The following is a 20,663-nucleotide window of genomic DNA, read 5'->3' as shown; positions in this document are numbered from 1 at the left end:
CGGAATGCAGGGTTTTTCAGCCGGGCGCGATCCACCCGGCTGAAAACACAGTACAATTGTGGTTTGCCGTAGAGCTGGAGACGGGTGTGCGCCCCGACAAGTCATTAACCCCTTTTGAAATTCGGTTATACAAACATTATCGCGTGGTGCACGGTTGCCGCATTGCGCTGGCGTTTGTGTTGACCTTCGTACTGGTTCGTCTGCTGGATATCCCGGAAGGGACGTGGCCGCTGATCACGCTGGTGGTGGTGATGGGGCCGATCTCATTCTGGGGGAACGTGGTCCCGCGCGCTTTCGAACGCATAGGCGGCACCGTTTTAGGCTCAGCGCTTGGGCTTATCGCCCTGAAGCTGGAGCTGATCTCGTTTCCGGTCATGTTGCTGTGGTGCGCGGTGGCGATGTTTCTTTGTGGATGGCTTGCCCTTGGCAAGAAACCGTATCAGGCGCTGCTGATTGGCATTACGCTCGCGGTTGTGGTCGGCGCACCGGCGGGCGATATGACCACCGCATTGTGGCGAAGCGGGGACGTGATCCTTGGCTCGTTGCTCGCCATGCTGTTTACCGGCATCTGGCCGCAGCGCGCCTTCCTGCACTGGCGCATTCAGATGGCAAACTACGTCACGGCATTTAACCGGGTCTACCAGGCCGGGTTTTCGCCGAATCTGATTGAGCGCCCGCGTCTGGAAAAGCACCTGCAAAAAATCCTCAATGATGTGGTCAAAATGCGCGGGTTGATTACCCCGGCAAGCAAAGAAACCCATATCCAGAAAGCCATTTTTGAAGCTATTCAGACGGTCAGCCGTAATCTGGTCTGTATGCTTGAACTGCAAATCAATGCCCACTGGGCCTCACGCCCCAGCCATCTTCTGATGCTCAACGCGCATACGCTAAAAGAGACGCAGCAGATGACGCAACAAACCCTGCTGACCATCGCCCATGCGCTCTACGAAGGTAACCCACAGCCGATACGGGCGAACAGCGAGCGGCTGAACGAAATCGTCGCCGAGCTTAAACAGCTGATGAATGAGCGCCAGGGCGACAATGTGGCGGAAACGCCCATCCATGGTTATGTCTGGCTGAGTATGGAGCTGGCGCGACAGCTGGAGTTGTTATCGCAGCTGATTTGCCGGGCGCTGCGCAAATAAAAAGCGTATGTGATGCCTGCTGCTTCGATTCAGCAACAATTAGGGTTATGATGGTTTTAAACGATATACTCATTGTCATTCGCAGCCGCTGTCTGTTAAAACGGTTGCTTTAACGAATCCGAATCTCACATTATCAGGGGTATAAAAATGGAAACTACCAAGCCTTCGTTCCAGGATGTTCTGGAGTTCGTCCGCCTGTTCCGCCGCAAAAACAAGCTACAGCGCGAAATCCAGGACGTAGAGAAGAAGATCCGTGACAACCAGAAACGTGTCCTGCTGCTGGACAACCTGAGCGACTACATCAAGCCTGGCATGAGCGTTGAAGCTATTCAGGGCATCATCGCCAGCATGAAGAGCGATTATGAAGATCGCGTTGATGACTACATCATCAAAAACGCTGAGCTGTCCAAAGAGCGTCGCGACATCTCCAAGAAGCTGAAAGTGATGGGCGAAATCAAAAACGTCGACGCTAAAGGCGAGTAATCGCACACTCTGTTGCCCGGTGGCGCTGCGCTTACCGGGCCTACAGGACTGTTATTACGTAGGTCGGGTAAGGCGAAGCCGCCACCCGACAATTTCACGAACGCAGAAAAGCAAAAAGCCTGCTCTAAAAGCAGGCTTTTTAAATTTGGCTCCTCTGACTGGACTCGAACCAGTGACATACGGATTAACAGTCCGCCGTTCTACCGACTGAACTACAGAGGAATCGTTGTGGAGGCTTATCTTAGCGGCGAAAAAACTTTTGTCAAACCTGATCTCAGGCAAAAGCGTTTGATTGATGATTCTGTCGTCATTTTGTTGTAAATCCAAACATAATTTTATGGAAAATACTTTGCAGGATACGCATTTCTGCCCCATCATTTGAAATGGAGTTTCAACTTTCTCTCTAAGGTCCATTTTGAACGTCACCGCACCCCTACGCCAGGCGATTATGCGCACGCCCTGGTATGCAAAACGTAAGAGCTATCGAGTTCTGTTCTGGCGTGAAATCACCCCCCTTGCCGTGCCTATTTTCCTGGAGAATACCTGCGTCCTGCTAATGGGGGTGCTGAGCACCTTTCTGGTGAGCTGGCTCGGTAAAGAAGCCATGGCCGGGGTAGGGCTGGCAGACAGTTTCAACATGGTTGTGATGTCCTTCTTTGCCGCTATCGATCTCGGTACGACGGTGGTGGTGGCGTTTAGCCTGGGCAAGCTTGATCCGAAGCGTGCCCGCGAAGCGGCCAGACAGTCGCTAATGATCATGACCCTCTTTTCGATCATCCTTGCGGCGGTTATCCATTATTACGGCAAAGAAATTATCGACATTGTCGCGGGAGAAGCGACCAGCGAGGTGAAGGATCTGGCTCTCACCTACCTGGAAATGACGGTGCTGAGTTATCCGGCGGCTGCCATCGCGCTGATTGGTAGCGGTGCGCTTCGTGGAGCAGGAAATACCAAAATTCCGCTGCTGATTAACGGCGGCATGAACATCCTGAATATCATTATCAGCAGCGTTTTGATTTACGGCGTCTTTTCCTGGGAGGGGCTGGGCTTTGTCGGCGCGGGTTTAGGGCTGACCATTTCCCGCTATATTGGTGCGGCGGCGATAATTGGCGTACTGATGGCGGGAATTACGCCATCGCTGCGCCTGACGCTGAAAAGCTATTTCCGTCCGCTTAACTTCGCCATTATCTGGGAAGTGATGGGGATCGGGATTCCGGCCAGCATCGAATCCGTGTTGTTTAACGGTGGGAAACTGCTGACGCAGATGTTTGTTGCCGGGATGGGAACAGACGTCATCGCCGGCAACTTTATTGCCTTCTCCATCGCCTCACTCATTAACCTGCCGGGAAACGCGCTGGGGTCGGCGTCGACGATCATTACCGGCAGACGTCTCGGAAAGGGGCAGATAGGGCAGGCGGAACGGCAACTTCGGCACGTCTTCTGGCTTTCAACTATTGGACTGACGGCGATTGCGTGGGGAACTGCGCCTTTTGCCGGGCTGATGGCCTCGTTCTATACGCATGAAAATGACGTGAAAGAGGTCGTGAAGGTGCTCATTTGGCTCAACGCGGCGTTTATGCCAATTTGGGCCGCGTCCTGGGTACTTCCTGCCGGGCTGAAAGGGGCGCGCGATGCCCGGTTTGCGATGTGGGTCTCCATGCTCGGCATGTGGGGCTGTCGCGTTGTGGCGGGCTACACGCTGGGGGTAATGTTGGGTATGGGCGTTGTCGGCGTCTGGCTGGGGATGTTCCTTGACTGGGCCGTGCGCGGGGCGCTGTTCTACTGGCGCATGGTGAGCGGGCGCTGGCTGTGGAAATATCCGCGAAAAAAACCGGAGCAGGAGGTTTCGGAAACGGCAAGTGCCTGACAAATGTGCGAAGTGGAGAATAAATCGGCAAACGATTGAAAATCTGCATTCACCCTTTGACATCCTCAGGGCGCATCGATAATATGCGCCCCGTTCACACGATTCCTCTGTAGTTCAGTCGGTAGAACGGCGGACTGTTAATCCGTATGTCACTGGTTCGAGTCCAGTCAGAGGAGCCAAATTTAAAAAGCCTGCTTTTAAAGCAGGCTTTTTGCTTTTCTGCGTTCGTGAAATTGTCGGGTGGCGCTCCGCTTACCCGACCTACGGAATCCCAGGCCGGGTGAGTGGGTCCTTGTTATCAGCGGAACGGTGGCTCATTGAAGGTGCGCAGCTTGCGGGAATGCAGTTTGTCGCCCTCTGCACGCAGTAAATCGATGGCGCGAATGCCAATCTGAAGATGCTCTGAGATCGCCCCTTCGTAAAAACGGTTCGCCTGGCCCGGCAGTTTGATCTCGCCGTGCAGCGGTTTATCGGACACGCACAGCAGCGTGCCGTAAGGGACGCGGAAGCGATAGCCCTGCGCGGCAATGGTGGCGCTTTCCATATCGATTGCGACCGCACGGCTGAGATTGAAACGCAGGGCGGAGGCGGAATAGCGCAGCTCCCAGTTACGATCGTCGGTGGTGACGACCGTACCGGTACGCAGGCGCTGCTTCACCTCTTCACCCGGCATGCCGCTCACCTCTTTGGTGGCGTCGTACAGGGCGCGCTGCACTTCCGCGATACTCGGGATAGGGATATCCGGCGGCAGAACCGCGTCAAGGACATGGTCGTCACGCAAATAAGCGTGGGCGAGGACGTAATCGCCAATCAGCTGACTTTCACGCAGGCCGCCGCAGTGGCCGATCATCAGCCAGACGTCCGGGCGCAGTACCGCCAGATGGTCGCAGATGGTTTTCGCATTCGACGGGCCAACGCCGATGTTAATCAGCGTAATGCCCTGACCGTCGGCGGTGATCAGGTGCCAGGCTGGCATCTGGTGCTTTTTCCACGCCAGGTCGGAGATGGCCTCTTCCGGTGCTTCGGTTTCGGCGGTGATCCATATCCCGCCCGCGCAGGAGAGGGCGATGTAAGGGCTGTCCGGATCGAGGATCTGGCTACAGCCCCAGCGGACAAATTCGTCCACATAGCGGGTGTAATTGGTAAACAACACGAACGGCTGGAAATGTTCGGCTGGGGTGCCGGTGTAGTGGCGCAGGCGTGCCAGCGAGAAATCGACACGGCGGGCATCAAAGTGCGACAGCGGTGAAAACTCTGCCGGGTGATAGATCCCGTCCGCCGTCTCATCGCCAATCTGCGACAGCTCAGTGGTCGGGAAGTGGCGGGTCAGCCCCGCGCTCATGGAGCGATCCAGCGTCAGCGCCGAGCCGTCTATCACGTACGGGTAAGGGATCTCGTGCAGGGACGGTTCAACGCTGATATGCGCGCCGTAATCCTGATACAGCAGGGTAAGCTGCTCTTCCAGGTAGGGGCGGAACAGCGCAGGTCGCGTGATGGTCGTGCTGTAACAGCCGGAGTGGGTGAAACGTGCATAGGCGCGGGTTTTCGGATTGCTGCTGGCGCTGCCGTCCCAGGTGACAGAGAGCGATGGATAAACAAAAAGGCCCTGGGTTCTGGCCTTTTCATCGGGAAGTTTCCCTGTTTCGATATAGTCACTGATGGCGCTGCGCAGTGCATTGACGGACTGTTCATACAGCGCGTCGAGTTTTTCCAGCGCCTGAGCCGGGGTCAGGCTGGAGCCCTTATTATTCATGTCTGTCTCCTTGTTCCACAGGTGTGCGGCTTTACCCGATAGTATGTCACACGCCTGTGAAACAAAAGTGAGGAGATCAGCTGTGCGCGGTTTCCTTCATCAACAGGGCGGTGGCGGCAGAAAGCAGGCAACCCGCCAGCAGATAAATCGCCACGCTATGCCAGTTACCGCCCGAGAACGTCACCAGCGCGGCGGCGATAAACGGCGTAAACCCACCGCCGACCACGCTCGCCACCTGATATCCCACGCCCGCGCCGCTGTAACGGTAGCTTGCGCCAAACAGCTCGGTAAACATTGGCTGCTGCACGCAGACCACCATATCGTGAGCGATGTTCGCAAGCATGATCGCGAAGAAGACAATCCAGAAGACCGACTGTGCCTCCAGCGCCATAAAGAACGGCCAGGCGCTGAGTGTGCCGATGAGCGCCCCGGTGATATACACCCGTCGACGGCCAAAGCGATCCGCCAGCCAGGCGAAGCAGGGGATGGTCAGGCAGCTGATCCCGCCCACCACCAGGCCAATATTCAGGAACAATTCCCGCGGCAGGCCGAGGTTTTGCGTGGAGTAGTTCAGGGCAAAGGCGGTGACGATATACATCGTTAGCAGTTCGCACAGGCGCAGGGCAATGATTTTCAGAAAAGCGCCAGGGTGCTGCACCAGCGCTTCCATCACCGGCAGCCGTTTTTTCGCGACCGGTTTTTCGCGCTGCTGCCGCTCAAACTCAGCCGACTCTTCCATGCCGTTACGGATCCACAGGGCCACCACGACCAGCACAATGCTGAAGATAAACGGAATACGCCAGCCCCAGCTCAGGAACTGCTCGTCTGTCGTGAGCTGACTTATTAGCGACACCAGGCCCGTGGAGAGCAGCAGACCCACGCCATAACCCACCTGCACGCCGCTGCTGTAAAACGCTTTCTTGTTCTTCGGCGCGCTTTCCACGGACAGCAATGCCGCGCCGCCCCATTCACCACCGACGGCAAAGCCCTGAATGGCGCGCAGCGTCACCAGCAACACCGGAGCCCACCAGCCAATCGAGGCAAAGGAGGGCAAAATACCGATCAGCGCGGTGGCAATGCCCATCATCCAGACGGTGAGCATCAGCATACGTTTCCGGCCAAGGCGGTCACCGAAGTGGCCGAAAATTATCCCGCCCAGAGGACGAAACAGAAAACCGACGCCGAAGGTGGCAAACGCAGCAAGCGTGCCCATGGCGGGGCTGATCTGGGGAAAGAATTCACGGTTAAAGACCAGCGCAGCGGTAATACCGTAGAGCAGAAAGTCATACCAGTCGACGACGGCACCTGCGAAGCTACCTAAAGCGGCGCGGCGGGCGCGGTTAAGCGAAGGTGTCTCCTCGTTGCGGCGAGCGGAGATAAGGGTGGAGTCCATAGTTGTCCTGTCTGTACTGATTTTTAATTATTGGTATAAGAAAAGGTCACTCACATCACGGCCGTCATATTGACGGAATGTATGAGACTACCGCGACAGGCGGCCTGAGAAAACGTTTTTATCTTTCCTGAAAGCGCAGAATAAATAAATTTCATCTTATCGGGCGACAACATAAATCAGCCTGTTTGGCTCCGGTTAGGGCTGAATGGTTTACAGTAATAACGATCGCTGCGTGACGTAAGCTGAGGGTATAACGATGCAACGCTTCTTTCCTGCTCTGTGGGTAGTCCTGTTTTTAGTCGTATCTCCGCTGCATGCGGAGCCGAAAGTCTATGGCGAACAGCGTATTCACCGCTGGTGGGATGCAGTAACGGACGATATTGCGCAAACCTCGGAACAGCCGGATCGTTACGATCTCTACCTTCCGTTTCTGAGCTGGCATGCTCGATTCATGTATGACAAAAAGAAAACCGACAACTACAACGAAATGCCGTGGGGCGGGGGGCTGGGCGTGTCCCGCTACAACGACGAGGGCAACTGGAGCGCGCTCTTTGCTATGATGTTCAAAGATTCACATAACGAATGGCAGCCTGCGATGGGCTACGGCTGGGAGAAGGGCTGGTATCTGGATAACGCAAAAGATTTCCGTCTGGGGCTGGGGGCCGCTGCGGGGATCACGGCACGCGACGACTTTGCCAACTATGTCCCGCTGCCGTTTATCTTCCCGCTTTTCTCTGCCGGATATAAGCGCGTCACCGTCCAGTTCACCTATATTCCTGGGACCTACAACAACGGCAACGTGCTGTTTGCCTGGCTGCGCCTGGGCTTTTAGAGGGTGATCACTTTTTTGGCCACTGCGTTGGACAGGATCAGCAGCGAAAACAGGACCGACGTAACAAACGTAAGCACAATCAGAGCAAGTTTGGTGCTCAGGGACGTCACCGGAATGAGCGCGGTCAGCAGGTGAAACACCGAGTAGTGCATAATATAGACCCCGGTCATGGTTTTGCTAATGGCGGCCAGCACGGACTCTTTAAACTCCGCATTGCGGCGAAACCGCACGCCGTTGGCCGCAATCACCAGGGCAATAATCAGAATGTAGATTTGCGATCCGGTGAGGATAAAGGCGTTTCTGTCTGCTTTAAATAGCGCAAAAAAGAAGTGCCGTTCGTAAAACCACGTGAAGAGATAAATAAACGGTATGGCGATGACCGCTGCCCTGACCACATTTTTGCGGCCGATCCACGCCGCGATCTGCGGATCGCAAAAGAGCTGCCCCGTCAGATAAAACAGCAGCCACGTCCACAGGCGATACTGCGGCGACAATGAAAGGACATGGGCATCAGGATAGAGGGCTGACAGTAAATCGTACCCGTATGAGAAAAGCAGCAGGGCGGCAATCACCCCGCAAAAGAGCGTTCGTCGCTGGCTGAGCCACTCCACCACCGGGTGAAACGTGTAAATCACGATAAACGCGAACACGAACCAGGGCTGGATCAGATATCCGCGCTGATAGGGCTCCCACAGGTAGTAAATCGTTACCCAGAACAGAAAGACGATCACCAGACTTTTGATCTTATCCAGCTGCCAGCGCGTGCCGTGCCGGGATTGCCCGTCCAGATACCCTGCAACCACAAAAAATAACGGCGTGGCGATGGTCGAAATGAAGGTTAAAAAACCGAGGATCCAGTGATAGTCATAATCGTAATGATCCCAAGTGTTGTAGATGGTGAAAAAGGTAACCGCCGTCATACACCCCAGCGTCTTGATGATATTCAGCCCTGTCGCATTCATTGTTGTTCAGCTTTGTCCTTACGATGGAAACACGCGTAAATTACGGGGAGTACCAGCAGCGTCAGGATTGTAGCAAACCCAAGCCCAAACATAATCACAACGGCCATGCTCTGGAAGAACACATCCAGCAGCAGAGGGGCGAGGCCGAGTACGGTCGTAAAGGCGGTGAGGAGGATGGGACGCAGGCGCGACGTGGCGGCGTAAACGATCGCACTGTGCTGATCCTGCTGCACTTTCTGCTGTTCTATCTCTTCCACCAGCACAATGCCGTTGCGGATCAGCATCCCGCTCAGGCTCAGCAGGCCAATCAACGCCATAAAGCCAAAAGGGATGCCGGTAATTAAAAACCCCGGCGTCACGCCGATCAGCGCCAGCGGCACGGTCAGCCAGATGGCGACGGCGTTTTTCACCGAACTGAACATCAGCACCGTGATCACAAACATCACCAGATAGCCGAGCGGCAGCGTGGTAAATAACCCCTGCTGCGCTTCGCTGGAGTTCTCCGCGTCCCCGCCCCACTCAATGCTGTAGCCGTGGGGCAGGGGCAGGGCATCAATTTGCGGCTTCACGCGGGCGAGAATATCGCCGGAGGTTTGCTGGCTTAGCGGGTCAGGGTCGGTCTGCACGGTCAGCACGCGGGAGCGGTCACGGCGCAGGATCAGCGGATCTTCCCACTCCAGCGCGAAGCCGCTGATGACGTTGCTCAGCGGAATATACTGCTGCCGGGTCTGGCTCCAGACCAGAACGTTATTCAGGTGATTGGCGTCCAGCCGCTCGCTTTCCGGCGGGCGCACCACCACGGGCAACAGGTCGCTGCCTTCTCTGTACAATCCCGCCCGACTGCCGGAGAAATTCATCTCCAGTGCGTTATCGACGTCCTGCTTATCCACGCCAAGCTCACGTCCCAGCGCGGTGACGTACTGCGGGCGGATCACTTTGCTGCGATTTTGCCAGTCGTTCCTGACGCTGTCCGTCGCCGGATCGCGCGTAAGGATGTTGTCTACCTGGCTGGCGATCAGACGCAGCCTGTCCGGATCGGGGCCTTTAATACGTATTTCAATGGCGCTGTCGCCGGAGGGGCCAAACATCACCCGCTTTGTGCTGGCGTTAACCTGCGGATAGTTCCGTGCGATGTACTCATCCACGTGGCGGGTCAGGGCGGGGATGTTACGCTGGTCGTCCATTCTCACCATAATTTGCGCATAGTTGCTGTACTGCCGCTGTCCGCTGTAGGTCAAAATAAATCGCATACTTCCCTGACCAATCGTCGAGACCGTAGTTTCCACGCCTGGCTGGCCGTTAATGGTTTTCTCGATATCACCGGTCATCTTCTCGGTCCAGTTAATGTCGGTACCGTAAGGGAGCCAGAGGTCGACAAAGAAAATTGGCGTACTGGAGGAGGGGAAGAAGTTCTGCCGCACCGAGCCAAAGCCCCAGATGGCGGCGGCCAGCAGTGCGGCCATCACTACCAGCGTTGGCGCTTTACGCCGTAACAGCGCGTTGAGCACACCCTGATAGATCCGATAGATGCGTTTGTCATAGGGATCCGTTTCGTCGGCCTTTGGCGGTGCAGCATCTCGTTTAAACAGCCACCACTTAATCAGCACTGGCGTAATGGTGAGGGCTGAGAACCAGCTCAGCATGAGCGAAATCAGCAGGACCTGAAACAGCGACTTACAGTATTCGCCGGTGGAATCCTGTGACAGCCCGACGGGCGCAAAGGCCAGGATGGCGATGACCGTTGCACCCAGCAGCGGCAGCGCAGAACGGCGAATAATGTCGCTAATAGCGTTCATCAGGGACGAGCCCTGCTGCCGGGCTACCAGTACCCCTTCGACAATAACAATGGCATTGTCGACCAGCATGCTGAGGGCGATGATCAGCGCACCCAGTGAAATGCGCTGTAGTTCAATACCCCAGAGATACATGATCAGCAGCGTGCCCAGCACGTTGAGGGCGAGGGAAAAGGCGATAATGATCCCGCTGCGTAAGCCCATAAAGATCAACAACACGCCGATGACAATTGCCAGCGCCATCAGGAAGTTAAAGATAAATCCGTTAACGGAATCCCCGACCTCTGCCGCCTGATCGTAAAACAGGTCGATGTGGATACCTGCCGGTTTCTCGGCTGACATCTGCTCTAGCTTCGCCTCCAGGGCATGTCCCACGTCGATCACGTTAACGCCGGGGATAAAGGAGACGCCCATGGTGACGGCTTTTCTGCCGTTGGCATGGTAGATGCTGGCAGGGGACGCATCCAGCCCGCGTGACAGGGTGGCAATATCCCGTAAACGGGTAGCCGCCCCAACGCCGGGAGGGGTCACTATGAGATCGGCCAGCTCGTCAATACTCTCGAATTCACCGGTAGGATGCAGACGAATTGACTCGGTACCGGAGGGGATCTCTCCCGCGCTGGAGACCACGTTCAGCCTGCTGAGCTGGGCAGAAAGCTGGTTCAGCGTTATCCCGCGCGCGGCCATTTTGCTCAGAGAAATGTCCACGTTAATCTGCTGAGTGAGGGCTCCGCCGATGGCCACTTTGCCCACGCCTGGCACGAGGACCAACTCCCGGCGCAGCTGCTCGGCATACCGGACCAGTTCCGGATTGCTGAATTCATCTCCGGAAATGGCAAAGAAAAAGCCGAACACATCGCCAAAATCGTCATTCACAAACGGGGTCACTACGCCGGGTGGAAACTGTCTGGCGGCATCTCCCACCCGGCGACGCAGTTCATCCCAGATTTGCGGCAGTGCATTTGAGTGGTAGCGCGAGGCTATATTGACCGTGATCTGCGACAGGCCGCTGGAGGAGATGGAGCTGACGTTATCCAGATAAGGTAACTGCTGAAGCGCATTTTCCAGCGGCAGGGTGACCTCTTCCTCAACCTGCTGCGCCGACGCGCCCGGATAATGGGTGATCACCACCGCCGTTTTGATGGTAAACGCCGGATCTTCCAGTCTGCCAATGTTCAACAGGGCAATAATGCCGCCTACGCCCAGCAGCAAAATAGTCAGCCAGACGCGAACCGGGTTGCTGATAAACTGACGAGAGATATCCATTACAGTCCCCGTTCACGCGTCCAGATACGTACCGGCTGGTTGGAATGTAGCTCCCCAACGCCTGCGGCCACCACGCGTTCACCGGGCTTAAGCCCACCGACGATGACGACCCCCTCAGCGCTGACTTGCCCCACGCTGACCTTACGATCTTCAAGGTGCAACGTATCGCCTTCGCCCGTCACCACCCAGACATGTGGCTCATTGCGCGGGCGGTTATCCGGGTTAAAGACCGCTTCAACCGGCACCACCAGCGCCTCACTGCTCACGCCAGCCGGAAGGTTGGTTACATTGATGATGACCGTTCCGCTGACGCCGCCCACGACGGGAAAATCATCCGGGCGGGGCATGGTTAAAATCACCTGCCAGGTCAATGTGTTGCTGTCGCTACTGCCTGAGTGCTCTTTGTACACAGCGGTAAACTCGCGACCGGGCAGGGCGTTGATCCTCACTACCGGTTTGTACTGCGCATTGCGAATATCGAAGGTGTTAAACAGGTTCTCTGGAAGGCTGAACACCACGTCCAGCAGATCGGTACGGGTCAAAGTGACGACGGGCTGGCCGGCGGAGACGACCTGATGATTTCGCACATGGACGCTGGCCGCTGTCCCGCTAAAGGGGGCGACGAGCGTCATCTGGCTTAATTCTTCGCGCGCAATCTGTAGCGCGGCGTTTGCTGAATCGCGGTTGGCGCGCTGGACATCCATCTCGGCTTTCGACACGGCCTGGCGTCCCGCCAGGGTCTGGAAGCGGTCGAATTGCCGCTGAGCCAGGGTCGCCGCCGTTTGCCTGTCGTTCAGGCGCTGCCGGGCTTCGCGATCGTTAAGACTGGCGAGCCGTTGCCCCTGTTTGACAACGGCACCCTGGCGAATGTCCAGGGTCTCAATCTGCCCGGCTCGTTTGAACGCGAGATCCGTGGCATCGCCGGATTCAATACGGGCGGGAAACACGCGCTGCTGCGCGTTGCCGGCCTTGACCACCTCTGCGACTTTTACCATTTTCGGCAGGGGCGCGGCGCGGTCGGGTTTCGGATCGCACGCCGTCAGCAGCAATAAAACAGCAGGCAGAAGAGAGAGGTAGCGCTTCACAGTATTCCCCTGATAATAATTGTTTTATTTATTTCGTCATCAATGCTGGGGTGGCGCTATTCTGCCAGGGCCGAGACGACCACATAGGTAAATAAACCGATTGCTGTGCTGGCGATAATGGCGAGCGCAATAAACAAACCAAGGCGAATCAGGCTTAAACCGTACATGCATTCCTCCATGAGGTTGAAGGTGGCGCGGGATAAAGAGAATAAACGTGTTGCATGCCTGACTATGAGCATAGTCGGTGAATAAATAAATGTTAAATAACCATTATTAGTGGCGTGACATACTCAGGCGAAACAAGCGTTACGATGGTGTATCCCCTTTGAATAACATCCTGATATTCCTGTGCTACGTTTAATAGCATTCATTCCTTTTTTCCGTAAAAGGCATTCACGCCTGTACCCATGGGTTTGATGCGATCTCTCCTGATTCACTCACTGTTGTGTTGGTTATAAAAAGGATGCTTGATATGTATAAAACGATTCTGGTGCCGGTGGATGTATACGAAACAGCGTTGTCTGATAAGGCGCTACAGCATGCCCAATTCCTGGCGCAAAGCGCATCGGGTAATGTCCATCTGCTGTACGTTATGCCAAAGTTCTCGGCGGAACTGACCCGCGGTTTTATTGCAGACGCGAGAAAGATGGATGAATATATGATTAATAATGCTAAAGAAAAACTGGCTGCGCTGGTAAAAAAAATCAACCTGCCGGAAGCAAATGTCCATCTACATGTTCGCAGCGGGAATATACGTGATGAGGTAATCAAACTGGCGGATGAGCTTAACGTCGGTGCGATTATTGTGGGATCGCGTAATCCAAATATTCAAACTCATTTATTAGGGTCAGAGGCGGCGAGTATCGTTCGTTACGCGCATGTTCCTGTTTTCGTTATTCGTTAATGTCATGAAAGCAAGGTGATTTCTGAAAAGAACCCGAGGAAGGAACGATGATAACAGAAAAGCCTCACCGTCCGTATTATCAACAAACCGTTGATGAAACCCTGACAAATATCCAATCCAGCCTCGACGGACTTAGCAGTACAGAAGCCACCGCCAGGCTGGAAAAATACGGTGAAAATGCCTTACCGCAAAAACCGGGTAAACCTGGCTGGCTGCGCTTTCTGGCCCATTTCAACGATGTCCTTATTTACGTCCTTCTGGCGGCGGCGCTGCTGAAGCTGATAATGGGACACTGGGTGGATATGTTTGTCATTCTTGGGGTAGCCATCATTAACGCCCTGATTGGCCATATTCAGGAGAGCAATGCGGAGAAATCGCTGCAAAGTATTCGTAATATGCTCTCCAGCGAGGCTGTGGTCATCCGGCAGGGCAACCATGAAACTATCCCGACGACAGCACTGGTGCCCGGAGATATCGTCGTGATACGCGCCGGGGATCGCATTCCTGCCGATCTTCGCGTGACAGAGGCGCACAATCTGCGGGTGGAAGAAGCTATTCTCACCGGCGAATCCACGGTAGTGGAGAAAAGCAGCGATGCGCTCCACGGGGAGTTGCCGTTAGGCGACCGTTACAACCTGCTTTATTCTGGCACCACGGTCAGCTCCGGCGGGGGAAAAGGGCTGGTGGTGGCGACCGGTGGGGAGACCGAACTCGGCCATATCAACCAGATGATGTCAGACATTGAAAAACACCGTACCCCGTTGATGGTGCAAATGGACAAGCTCGGCAAGACCATTTTTATCACCATTCTGGTAATGATGCTGGCGCTGTTCGTTTTCAGTCTTATCTTCCGTGATATGCCCGTATCAGAGCTGGTGCTGTCGTTGATTAGCCTTGCGGTAGCGGCGGTGCCGGAAGGATTACCGGCCATTATCTCGATCATCCTCTCGCTGGGCGTGCAGGCGATGGCGCGTCGCAAGGCGATTATTCGCAAGCTGCCTACCGTGGAAACGCTGGGGGCGATGACGGTTATCTGCTCGGATAAAACCGGCACCCTGACCATGAATGAGATGACGGTAAAAGCGGTGATTACCGCGGACACCACCTACCGCGTGGAGGGAGACAGCTACGAGCCGGTGGGTACTATTCACCCCGTTGACGATCCGACACCGGTCACCGTGACCCCGGGATCTGTGCTGGAGCGCTATCTGCGCACCGTCGATCTCTGTAATGACAGCCAGCTGATCAAAGATGAGCAGGGGCTGTGGAAAATCACCGGCGGTCCAACCGAAGGCGCGCTGAAGGTGCTGGCGGCCAAAATCCCGCTTCCGGCAATTGACGCCGAGTTGCGCAGTAAAATCCCATTTGATTCGCAATATAAATACATGTCCACCCTCTATCGCCTGGGCGACGAAGAGGTGATGTTAATCACCGGTGCGCCGGACGTCCTTTTCCGTCTTTGCCAGCACCAGCAGACCCAAAACGGGCTGGAGCCGTTCAACCTGCACTACTGGGAAGAGAAGATTGAAGAGTATGCGCGCGAGGGATTGCGCATGGTGGCTGCGGCCTGGAAACCGGCCGCCAGCGGGCAGCGCGAGCTGACGCATGCGGATCTGCAAGAAGGGGTCATACTGCTCGGCATTGCGGGCATGATGGATCCCCCGCGCCCGGAAGCCATTTCGGCCATTGCCGACTGCTTGCAGGCGGGCATTCGCGTGAAAATGATTACCGGGGATCATCCACAAACGGCGATGAGCATTGGACAGATGCTGGGTATTGGCAACGCGGCGAGCGCCATCACCGGGCGCGAGCTGGAGGCGATGGACGACCACCAGCTGAGCGAGGCGGCGCAAAAATACGATATCTTTGCCCGCACCAGCCCGGAAGATAAATTCCGCCTGGTGCAGGCGCTGCAAAGTAAGCAGGAAGTGGTCGGAATGACCGGGGACGGGGTGAACGATGCGCCGGCGCTGAAGCGGGCGGATGTCGGCATCGCGATGGGGATCAAAGGTACTGAAGTCACCAAAGAAGCCGCCGATATGGTGTTAACGGATGATAACTTTGCCACCATTGCCCGGGCGGTCCATGAAGGGCGTCGGGTCTACGACAACCTGAAAAAGACCATTTTGTTCGTTATCCCGAGCAACATCGCCCAGGCCTTACTGATCATTATTGCCCTGCTGGCGGGGAACCTGATCCCACTAACGCCGGTACTGATCCTGTGGATGAACATGGCAACCTCTGCAACGCTGTCGTTTGGCCTGGCGTTTGAAGCGGGTGAGAAGGACATCATGAACCGGCCGCCGCGTAAGTCTAACCTGCATGTGATGGACGGTTATGCCATCTGGCGAGTAGTGTTTGTCGGCCTGATGATTGCCATCAGCGCCTTTGTGCTGGAGGCCTGGCTGCAACCACGCGGCTACTCACCGGAGTTCATTCGCACCGTGTTGCTGCAAACGCTGGTCACCGCCCAGTGGTTTTACATGCTCAACTGCCGCGTCACCGACGGCTTCTCCCTGAGTAAAGGTCTGCTGGCTAACAAGGGGATATGGATCGTGAGCGGCGTACTTCTGGCCCTTCAGCTTCTGATCATCTATGCGCCGTTCATGCAAATGCTGTTCGGTACCGAAGCGCTACCGTTCCGCTACTGGATCATTACCTTCCTGATTGGGTTTGCGATGTTCATGATTGTTGAAGCAGAAAAAGTCCTTACCCGGAGATGGCGCACGACGAAAAGATGACTGAATGAGTAGGCTAAGCCTGCCCACTGGCAGGCTTTCTCTTTGACTGAGTACAGAACACTATGATTCGATTTGCCTCGTTCGTTTTTACGCTTGGTATTCTGGTTCCCGCTGCATCTGCTGTAACCTACCCCCTCCCTCCCGAGGGCAGCCGTCTGGTGGGGGCGCCGATCACCATCACCGTGCCTGAGGGCAATACCCTGCCGCTCGAAGCGTTTGCAGCGCAGCACGGACAGGGGTTGAGCAATATGCTGGAAGCCAACCCGGGGGTGGATCCGTTTTTACCGCGAGCCGGAACACAGCTGGTGGTACCCCAGCAGCTTATTCTGCCGCCAACGGTGCGCGAGGGGATTGTGGTGAACGTCGCGGAAATGCGACTTTACTATTATCCACCCGGCAGCAACACGGTTGAGGTGCTGCCTATTGGCATCGGTCAGGCCGGGCGCGAAACGCCGCGTAACTGGGTAACCGCCGTTGAGCGCAAACAGGAAGGCCCAACCTGGTCACCCACGCCAAATACGCGACGCGCTTACGCGAAAGAGGGGAAAACGTTGCCCGCGTTCGTTCCCGCCGGGCCGGATAACCCGATGGGGCTGTATGCCCTCTATATCGGCAGGCTGTACGCGATCCACGGCACCAACTCAAATTTCGGCATTGGTCTGCGCGTCAGCCAGGGCTGCATTCGCCTGCGTAATAACGATATCAAATACCTGTTCGATAACGTTTCGGTGGGGACGCGGGTACAGCTTATCGATCAGCCCTTAAAGGTGACCACCGAGCCGGACGGTAGCCGTTGGGTAGAGGTTCACGAGCCGCTGTCGCGCAATCGCGCGGAATTTGAATCGACAAATAAGGTGCCGCTGCCCATTTCAGCCGCACAAAGGACGCAGCTAATAAGTGAAGGGGCGGGGGCTGAGCTGGAACGGCGGTCGGGGATGCCGGTGAAGCTTGCTATGCCCGGTGGCGCTGCGCTTACCGGGCCTACAGGACCGTAGGTCGGGTAAGGCGAAGCCGCCACCCGACAAACTGACCGAACGCAGAAAAGCAAAAAGCCTGCTTTAAAAGCAGGCTTTTCAAATTTGGCTCCTCTGACTGGACTCGAACCAGTGACATACGGATTAACAGTCCGCCGTTCTACCGACTGAACTACAGAGGAATCGTGTGAACGGGGCGCATATTATCGACCTGCGTACGCCTTGTCAAAGGATGGATCGCCGACTTTGAACTGTTTGCTGACAAAACCAGCAAAGTGATGTTTTTGCCAACGGAATGCACCATTATTGTGCAGATATACCCCGAATGGGGCAGATCGGAAACCGTTGTCCCCGTCTCAAAACAGGCACCAGTGATTGGCTTTCCTTATTTTCAGCCGCTTAGCAGCGACATACACCGGCTGCTAAAAACTGGCATCCATATTGCAAAACCTGTTTAACAACACAGCCGTTACCGGCACGCTATTTTCGAACAGGGGGCAACATGAACTTAAGACGACTGAAATACTTCGTAAAAATCGTCGATATCGGCAGCCTGACCCAGGCGGCTGAAGTGCTGCATATCGCGCAGCCTGCGCTGAGCCAGCAGGTCGCGACTCTGGAAGGCGAAATGGACCAGCAACTGTTGATCCGCACCAAGCGCGGCGTAACGCCTACCGAAGCGGGAAAAATTTTATATACCCATGCCCGCACGATCCTGCGTCAGTGTGAACAGGCGCAGCTTGCCGTGCACAATGTGGGTCAGACCCTGAGCGGCCATGTCTCCATTGGCCTGGCGCCGGGAACGGCCGCATCGTCTGTCACCATGCCGCTGCTTCAGGCGGTGCGCGCGGAGCTACCGGAAGTGCTGGTTTATCTGCATGAGAACAGTGGTTCCGTGCTCAATGACAAACTGCTCAACGGTCAGCTGGATATGGCGGTGCTGTACGATCGCTCCCCGGTTGCCGGGATCACCAGCCAGCCGCTGCTGAAGGAAGATCTTTACCTGGTCGGTACCCGTGATTGTCCCGGTCAGAGCATTGATTTAACCGCTGTGGCAGAGATGAACCTGTTCCTGCCGCGCGACTACAGTGCCGTGCGCGTGCGCGTTGACGAAGCGTTCTCGCTGCGCCGTCTGACGGCGAAGATCATCGGCGAGATTGATTCCATCTCCACGCTGACTGCCGCCATTGCCAGCGGCATGGGTGTAACGGTTCTGCCCGAGTCTGCCGCACGTTCACTGTGCAGCGCGGCGAACGGCTGGATGGCCCGCATCACCACGCCATCCATGAGCTTACCGCTGTCGTTGAATATGTCCGCGCGCGGCTCCCTGTCGCCGCAGGCGCAGGCGGTGAAAGAGATCCTGATGTCTCTGGTCAGTAAGCCGTCGCTGGAAAATCGCGAGCTGCAACTCGTCAGCTGATATTCCAAATAAGCATAAGATGCTGGTTTTTATTATTTGTTCTCCAGCCCGCCTGACTCTAACAATAGCCTTATGTCAGATGCGCCGGAGTGAATTGTGAATTTCCAGCAACTTAAAATTATTCGTGAGGCGGCCAGGCGGGATTACAACCTGACCGAAGTCGCCAATATGCTTTACACCTCTCAGTCGGGCGTCAGCCGACATATCCGCGAGCTGGAGGAGGAGTTAGGCATTGAGATTTTTATCCGTCGCGGCAAGCGCCTGCTGGGTATGACCGAGCCAGGCAAGGCATTGCTGACCATCGCTGAGCGCATTCTCAACGAGGCCAGCAACGTTCGTCGGCTGGCGGATCTCTTTACCAACGACGCTTCCGGTGTGCTGACTATCGCCACCACCCATACACAGGCGCGTTACAGCCTTCCGACTGTTATCAAAGCATTTCGTGAGATCTTCCCGGACGTACGTCTCGAACTGATCCAGGGCACGCCGCAGGAAATTGAAGTGCTGCTGCATAACGGTGGGGCCGATATCGGTATCGCCAGTGAACGGCTGAGCAATGACCCGCAGCTGGTGGCGTTCCCGTGGTTCCGCTGGCACCACAGCCTGCTATTACCCGCCGAACACCCGCTGAACCAGGTTTCACCGTTGACGCTGGAAGAGATCGTCAAATGGCCGCTTATCACCTACCGGCAGGGCATTACCGGGCGTTCGCGCATAGATGAAGCGTTCAAGCGTAAAGGGCTCACGCCGGACGTGGTGCTGAGCGCGCAGGATTCCGACGTGATCAAAACCTACGTCGAGTTAGGGCTGGGGATTGGCCTGGTGGCCGAGCAGTCTGGCGGAGAATATGAGGCTGGTAATCTGGTGCGTCTGGATACACGTCATCTGTTCGATGCGAACACCGTCTGGCTCGGGCTGAAGCGCGGGCAGCTTCAGCGTAACTATGTGTGGCGTTTTATCGAGCTGTGCAATGCGGGGCTCTCCGTAGATGAGATCAAACGCCAGGTGATGGAGCCGGAAGAAGTGGCGATTGATTATCAGATTTAACTACGCGTTTGCCCGGGTGCGCTGCGCTTTCCGGGCTTGTATTCCCCCTTCACCCTGTTTCTCCTTTATTTCTGAAGACGGCTTCCATATTTTGCATCCTTAACCTGCATACCAGCCAATCTGTCTGCATAATCGGCACTATAGTTTTGCATCTATATAGTTTTTGATCTATGTTGTACAAGGAGGTCCCGTGTGGGCGGTTAAAACTACGGACAGGTTTGACGACTGGTTCACCTCATTAAACGATAGCGAGAGAGCCAGCGTACTGGCCGCGCTACTTGTTTTGCGGGAGAGGGGACCGGGTCTGTCCAGACCGTATGCCGATACGCTGAAAGGCTCCCGCCACAGCAACATGAAAGAGTTGCGTATCGAGAGTAAGGGTGATCCGCTGAGGGCATTTTTCGCTTTCGATCCGTACCGTATGGGTATTGTACTGTGTGCGGGCAATAAGGTCGGTAATGAAAGGCGATTTTACGATGAGATGCTCCTCGTTGCGGATCGGGAATACACTCGCTGGCTGAACACATTAAAAGAGAGGAATTAACGCGATGGGCAGAACCCTGGAGCAGCTTATTGCAGATGAAAAACCTGAGGTTGTTGCCAGCGCACAGGCAATGGCAACGGATATTTTGCTCAATATCCATCTGGCCGAGTTACGTGAAAAAGTGCAAAAAACGCAGGTAGATATGGCCAGGGCGTTGGGTATTAAACAACCTACTGTCGCCGTCATGGAAAAGGCAGGACGCGATATTAAGCTTTCTTCTTTGAAACGCTACGTTGAGGCCGCCGGAGGGAAGCTACGGCTGGATGTAGAACTACCCGATGGTTCTCATTACGAGTTTGTGTTGTAACCCACAAAAGCAAAAAGCCTGCTCTAAAAGCAGGCTTTTCAAATTTGGCTCCTCTGACTGGACTCGAACCAGTGACATACGGATTAACAGTCCGCCGTTCTACCGACTGAACTACAGAGGAATCGTGTGAACGAGGCGCATATTATC

The 20,663-nt window shown here is 55.5% G+C and carries 16 protein-coding genes and 4 tRNA genes; 12 read left to right on the top strand and 8 right to left on the bottom strand.

All coding sequences use genetic code 11. The annotated features are described in order from the left end of the window. The first annotated feature begins 86 nt into the window (after positions 1 to 86). Both ACJTMZ_RS04235 and ACJTMZ_RS04230 read left to right on the top strand, forming a co-directional pair. On the top strand, positions 87 to 1,145 hold the full coding sequence (locus ACJTMZ_RS04235; protein WP_017693112.1) for an FUSC family protein: 1,059 nt from the start codon (positions 87 to 89) through the stop codon (positions 1,143 to 1,145). A 147-nt stretch (positions 1,146 to 1,292) separates the two neighbouring features. Next, the gene (locus ACJTMZ_RS04230) at positions 1,293 to 1,628 is read left to right on the top strand and encodes a DUF496 family protein (protein WP_000450410.1); all 336 of its coding nucleotides are present in this window, start codon (positions 1,293 to 1,295) and stop codon (positions 1,626 to 1,628) included. A 146-nt stretch (positions 1,629 to 1,774) separates the two neighbouring features. Here the strand turns inward: ACJTMZ_RS04230 and ACJTMZ_RS04225 are convergent. Then, a tRNA-Asn gene (locus ACJTMZ_RS04225) sits at positions 1,775 to 1,850 on the bottom strand. A 226-nt stretch (positions 1,851 to 2,076) separates the two neighbouring features. Here ACJTMZ_RS04225 and emmdR point away from each other — a divergent pair. Both emmdR and ACJTMZ_RS04215 read left to right on the top strand, forming a co-directional pair. Continuing rightward, complete coding sequence (gene emmdR, locus ACJTMZ_RS04220; protein WP_023294986.1) at positions 2,077 to 3,495, top strand: multidrug efflux MATE transporter EmmdR; 1,419 nt, start codon at positions 2,077 to 2,079, stop codon at positions 3,493 to 3,495. A gap of 103 nt (positions 3,496 to 3,598) precedes the next feature. After that, a tRNA-Asn gene (locus ACJTMZ_RS04215) sits at positions 3,599 to 3,674 on the top strand. A 119-nt stretch (positions 3,675 to 3,793) separates the two neighbouring features. On the opposite strand, the gene ACJTMZ_RS04210 is transcribed toward ACJTMZ_RS04215, so the two are convergent. Next, positions 3,794 to 5,248 carry an AMP nucleosidase gene (locus tag ACJTMZ_RS04210; RefSeq protein WP_015572404.1) on the bottom strand — a complete coding sequence of 485 codons (1,455 nt, stop codon included), beginning with the start codon at positions 5,246 to 5,248 and terminating at the stop codon, positions 3,794 to 3,796. A gap of 76 nt (positions 5,249 to 5,324) precedes the next feature. Continuing rightward, positions 5,325 to 6,641, bottom strand: coding sequence for a shikimate transporter (gene shiA, locus ACJTMZ_RS04205; protein WP_017383305.1), 1,317 nt, complete (start codon positions 6,639 to 6,641; stop codon positions 5,325 to 5,327). Between the two features lie 256 nt (positions 6,642 to 6,897). Between shiA and pagP the strand changes: the two genes are divergently transcribed. Further along, positions 6,898 to 7,473 carry a lipid IV(A) palmitoyltransferase PagP gene (gene pagP / locus ACJTMZ_RS04200; RefSeq protein WP_017383306.1) on the top strand — a complete coding sequence of 192 codons (576 nt, stop codon included), beginning with the start codon at positions 6,898 to 6,900 and terminating at the stop codon, positions 7,471 to 7,473. Here pagP and ACJTMZ_RS04195 read toward each other — a convergent pair. The 3 genes from ACJTMZ_RS04195 to ACJTMZ_RS04185 are packed head-to-tail and all read right to left on the bottom strand — an operon-like array spanning position 7,470 to position 12,579. Continuing rightward, on the bottom strand, positions 7,470 to 8,393 hold the full coding sequence (locus ACJTMZ_RS04195) for an acyltransferase (RefSeq protein ID WP_026080612.1): 924 nt from the start codon (positions 8,391 to 8,393) through the stop codon (positions 7,470 to 7,472). The genes pagP and ACJTMZ_RS04195 overlap by 4 nt on opposite strands. 38 nt (positions 8,394 to 8,431) lie before the next feature. Next, positions 8,432 to 11,494, bottom strand: a complete 3,063-nt coding sequence (locus tag ACJTMZ_RS04190) for an efflux RND transporter permease subunit (protein WP_252010686.1) — start codon at positions 11,492 to 11,494, stop codon at positions 8,432 to 8,434. Continuing rightward, positions 11,494 to 12,579, bottom strand: coding sequence for an efflux RND transporter periplasmic adaptor subunit (locus ACJTMZ_RS04185; protein ID WP_252010685.1), 1,086 nt, complete (start codon positions 12,577 to 12,579; stop codon positions 11,494 to 11,496). The genes ACJTMZ_RS04190 and ACJTMZ_RS04185 overlap by 1 nt, the downstream gene beginning before the upstream one ends. A 472-nt stretch (positions 12,580 to 13,051) precedes the next feature. Between ACJTMZ_RS04185 and ACJTMZ_RS04180 the strand changes: the two genes are divergently transcribed. The 3 genes from ACJTMZ_RS04180 to ldtA all read left to right on the top strand — a co-directional run bounded on the left by ACJTMZ_RS04180 (position 13,052) and on the right by ldtA (position 17,219). Next, positions 13,052 to 13,483, top strand: a complete 432-nt coding sequence (locus ACJTMZ_RS04180; protein ID WP_003859525.1) for a universal stress protein — start codon at positions 13,052 to 13,054, stop codon at positions 13,481 to 13,483. Positions 13,484 to 13,530: 47 nt separating this feature from the next. Further along, positions 13,531 to 16,224, top strand: a complete 2,694-nt coding sequence (locus ACJTMZ_RS04175) for a cation-transporting P-type ATPase (RefSeq protein ID WP_015572411.1) — start codon at positions 13,531 to 13,533, stop codon at positions 16,222 to 16,224. Positions 16,225 to 16,286: 62 nt separating this feature from the next. Then, positions 16,287 to 17,219, top strand: coding sequence for a L,D-transpeptidase (ldtA, locus tag ACJTMZ_RS04170; protein WP_015572412.1), 933 nt, complete (start codon positions 16,287 to 16,289; stop codon positions 17,217 to 17,219). A gap of 85 nt (positions 17,220 to 17,304) precedes the next feature. On the opposite strand, the gene ACJTMZ_RS04165 is transcribed toward ldtA, so the two are convergent. Further along, a tRNA-Asn gene (locus tag ACJTMZ_RS04165) sits at positions 17,305 to 17,380 on the bottom strand. A gap of 320 nt (positions 17,381 to 17,700) precedes the next feature. Between ACJTMZ_RS04165 and nac the strand changes: the two genes are divergently transcribed. The 4 genes from nac to ACJTMZ_RS04145 all read left to right on the top strand — a co-directional run bounded on the left by nac (position 17,701) and on the right by ACJTMZ_RS04145 (position 20,516). After that, positions 17,701 to 18,618 (top strand): nitrogen assimilation transcriptional regulator NAC, encoded by a 918-nt coding sequence (gene nac / locus ACJTMZ_RS04160; RefSeq protein WP_003859531.1) that lies wholly within the window; start codon positions 17,701 to 17,703, stop codon positions 18,616 to 18,618. A gap of 96 nt (positions 18,619 to 18,714) precedes the next feature. Next, positions 18,715 to 19,665 carry an HTH-type transcriptional regulator Cbl gene (cbl, locus tag ACJTMZ_RS04155; protein ID WP_077580305.1) on the top strand — a complete coding sequence of 317 codons (951 nt, stop codon included), beginning with the start codon at positions 18,715 to 18,717 and terminating at the stop codon, positions 19,663 to 19,665. Positions 19,666 to 19,855: 190 nt separating this feature from the next. After that, positions 19,856 to 20,209, top strand: a complete 354-nt coding sequence (locus tag ACJTMZ_RS04150; protein ID WP_077580306.1) for a type II toxin-antitoxin system RelE/ParE family toxin — start codon at positions 19,856 to 19,858, stop codon at positions 20,207 to 20,209. Positions 20,210 to 20,213: 4 nt separating this feature from the next. Then, positions 20,214 to 20,516 carry a helix-turn-helix domain-containing protein gene (locus ACJTMZ_RS04145; protein ID WP_017383313.1) on the top strand — a complete coding sequence of 101 codons (303 nt, stop codon included), beginning with the start codon at positions 20,214 to 20,216 and terminating at the stop codon, positions 20,514 to 20,516. A gap of 45 nt (positions 20,517 to 20,561) precedes the next feature. Here ACJTMZ_RS04145 and ACJTMZ_RS04140 read toward each other — a convergent pair. Beyond that, a tRNA-Asn gene (locus ACJTMZ_RS04140) sits at positions 20,562 to 20,637 on the bottom strand. Positions 20,638 to 20,663 lie beyond the last annotated feature (26 nt).

The sequence above is a fragment of the Enterobacter sp. DN genome, assembly GCF_046054285.1.
Taxonomy (GTDB): domain Bacteria; phylum Pseudomonadota; class Gammaproteobacteria; order Enterobacterales; family Enterobacteriaceae; genus Enterobacter; species Enterobacter hormaechei_C.
The sequence above is the reverse complement of the archived record's forward strand: the minus strand, read 5'-3'. Positions and strand labels throughout refer to the sequence as shown.

Excerpts from the sequence above, each read along its gene's own strand:
- ACJTMZ_RS04230 (WP_000450410.1), top strand. The coding sequence starts at position 1,293 with ATGGAAACTACCAAGCCTTCGTTCCAGGATGTTCTGGAGTTCGTCCGC.
- emmdR (WP_023294986.1), top strand. The coding sequence starts at position 2,077 with ATGCGCACGCCCTGGTATGCAAAACGTAAGAGCTATCGAGTTCTGTTC.
- ACJTMZ_RS04210 (WP_015572404.1), bottom strand. The coding sequence starts at position 5,248 with ATGAATAATAAGGGCTCCAGCCTGACCCCGGCTCAGGCGCTGGAAAAA.
- shiA (WP_017383305.1), bottom strand. The coding sequence starts at position 6,641 with ATGGACTCCACCCTTATCTCCGCTCGCCGCAACGAGGAGACACCTTCG.
- pagP (WP_017383306.1), top strand. The coding sequence starts at position 6,898 with ATGCAACGCTTCTTTCCTGCTCTGTGGGTAGTCCTGTTTTTAGTCGTA.
- ACJTMZ_RS04195 (WP_026080612.1), bottom strand. The coding sequence starts at position 8,393 with ATGACGGCGGTTACCTTTTTCACCATCTACAACACTTGGGATCATTAC.
- ACJTMZ_RS04190 (WP_252010686.1), bottom strand. The coding sequence starts at position 11,494 with ATGGATATCTCTCGTCAGTTTATCAGCAACCCGGTTCGCGTCTGGCTG.
- ACJTMZ_RS04180 (WP_003859525.1), top strand. The coding sequence starts at position 13,052 with ATGTATAAAACGATTCTGGTGCCGGTGGATGTATACGAAACAGCGTTG.
- ACJTMZ_RS04175 (WP_015572411.1), top strand. The coding sequence starts at position 13,531 with ATGATAACAGAAAAGCCTCACCGTCCGTATTATCAACAAACCGTTGAT.
- ldtA (WP_015572412.1), top strand. The coding sequence starts at position 16,287 with ATGATTCGATTTGCCTCGTTCGTTTTTACGCTTGGTATTCTGGTTCCC.
- nac (WP_003859531.1), top strand. The coding sequence starts at position 17,701 with ATGAACTTAAGACGACTGAAATACTTCGTAAAAATCGTCGATATCGGC.
- ACJTMZ_RS04145 (WP_017383313.1), top strand. The coding sequence starts at position 20,214 with ATGGGCAGAACCCTGGAGCAGCTTATTGCAGATGAAAAACCTGAGGTT.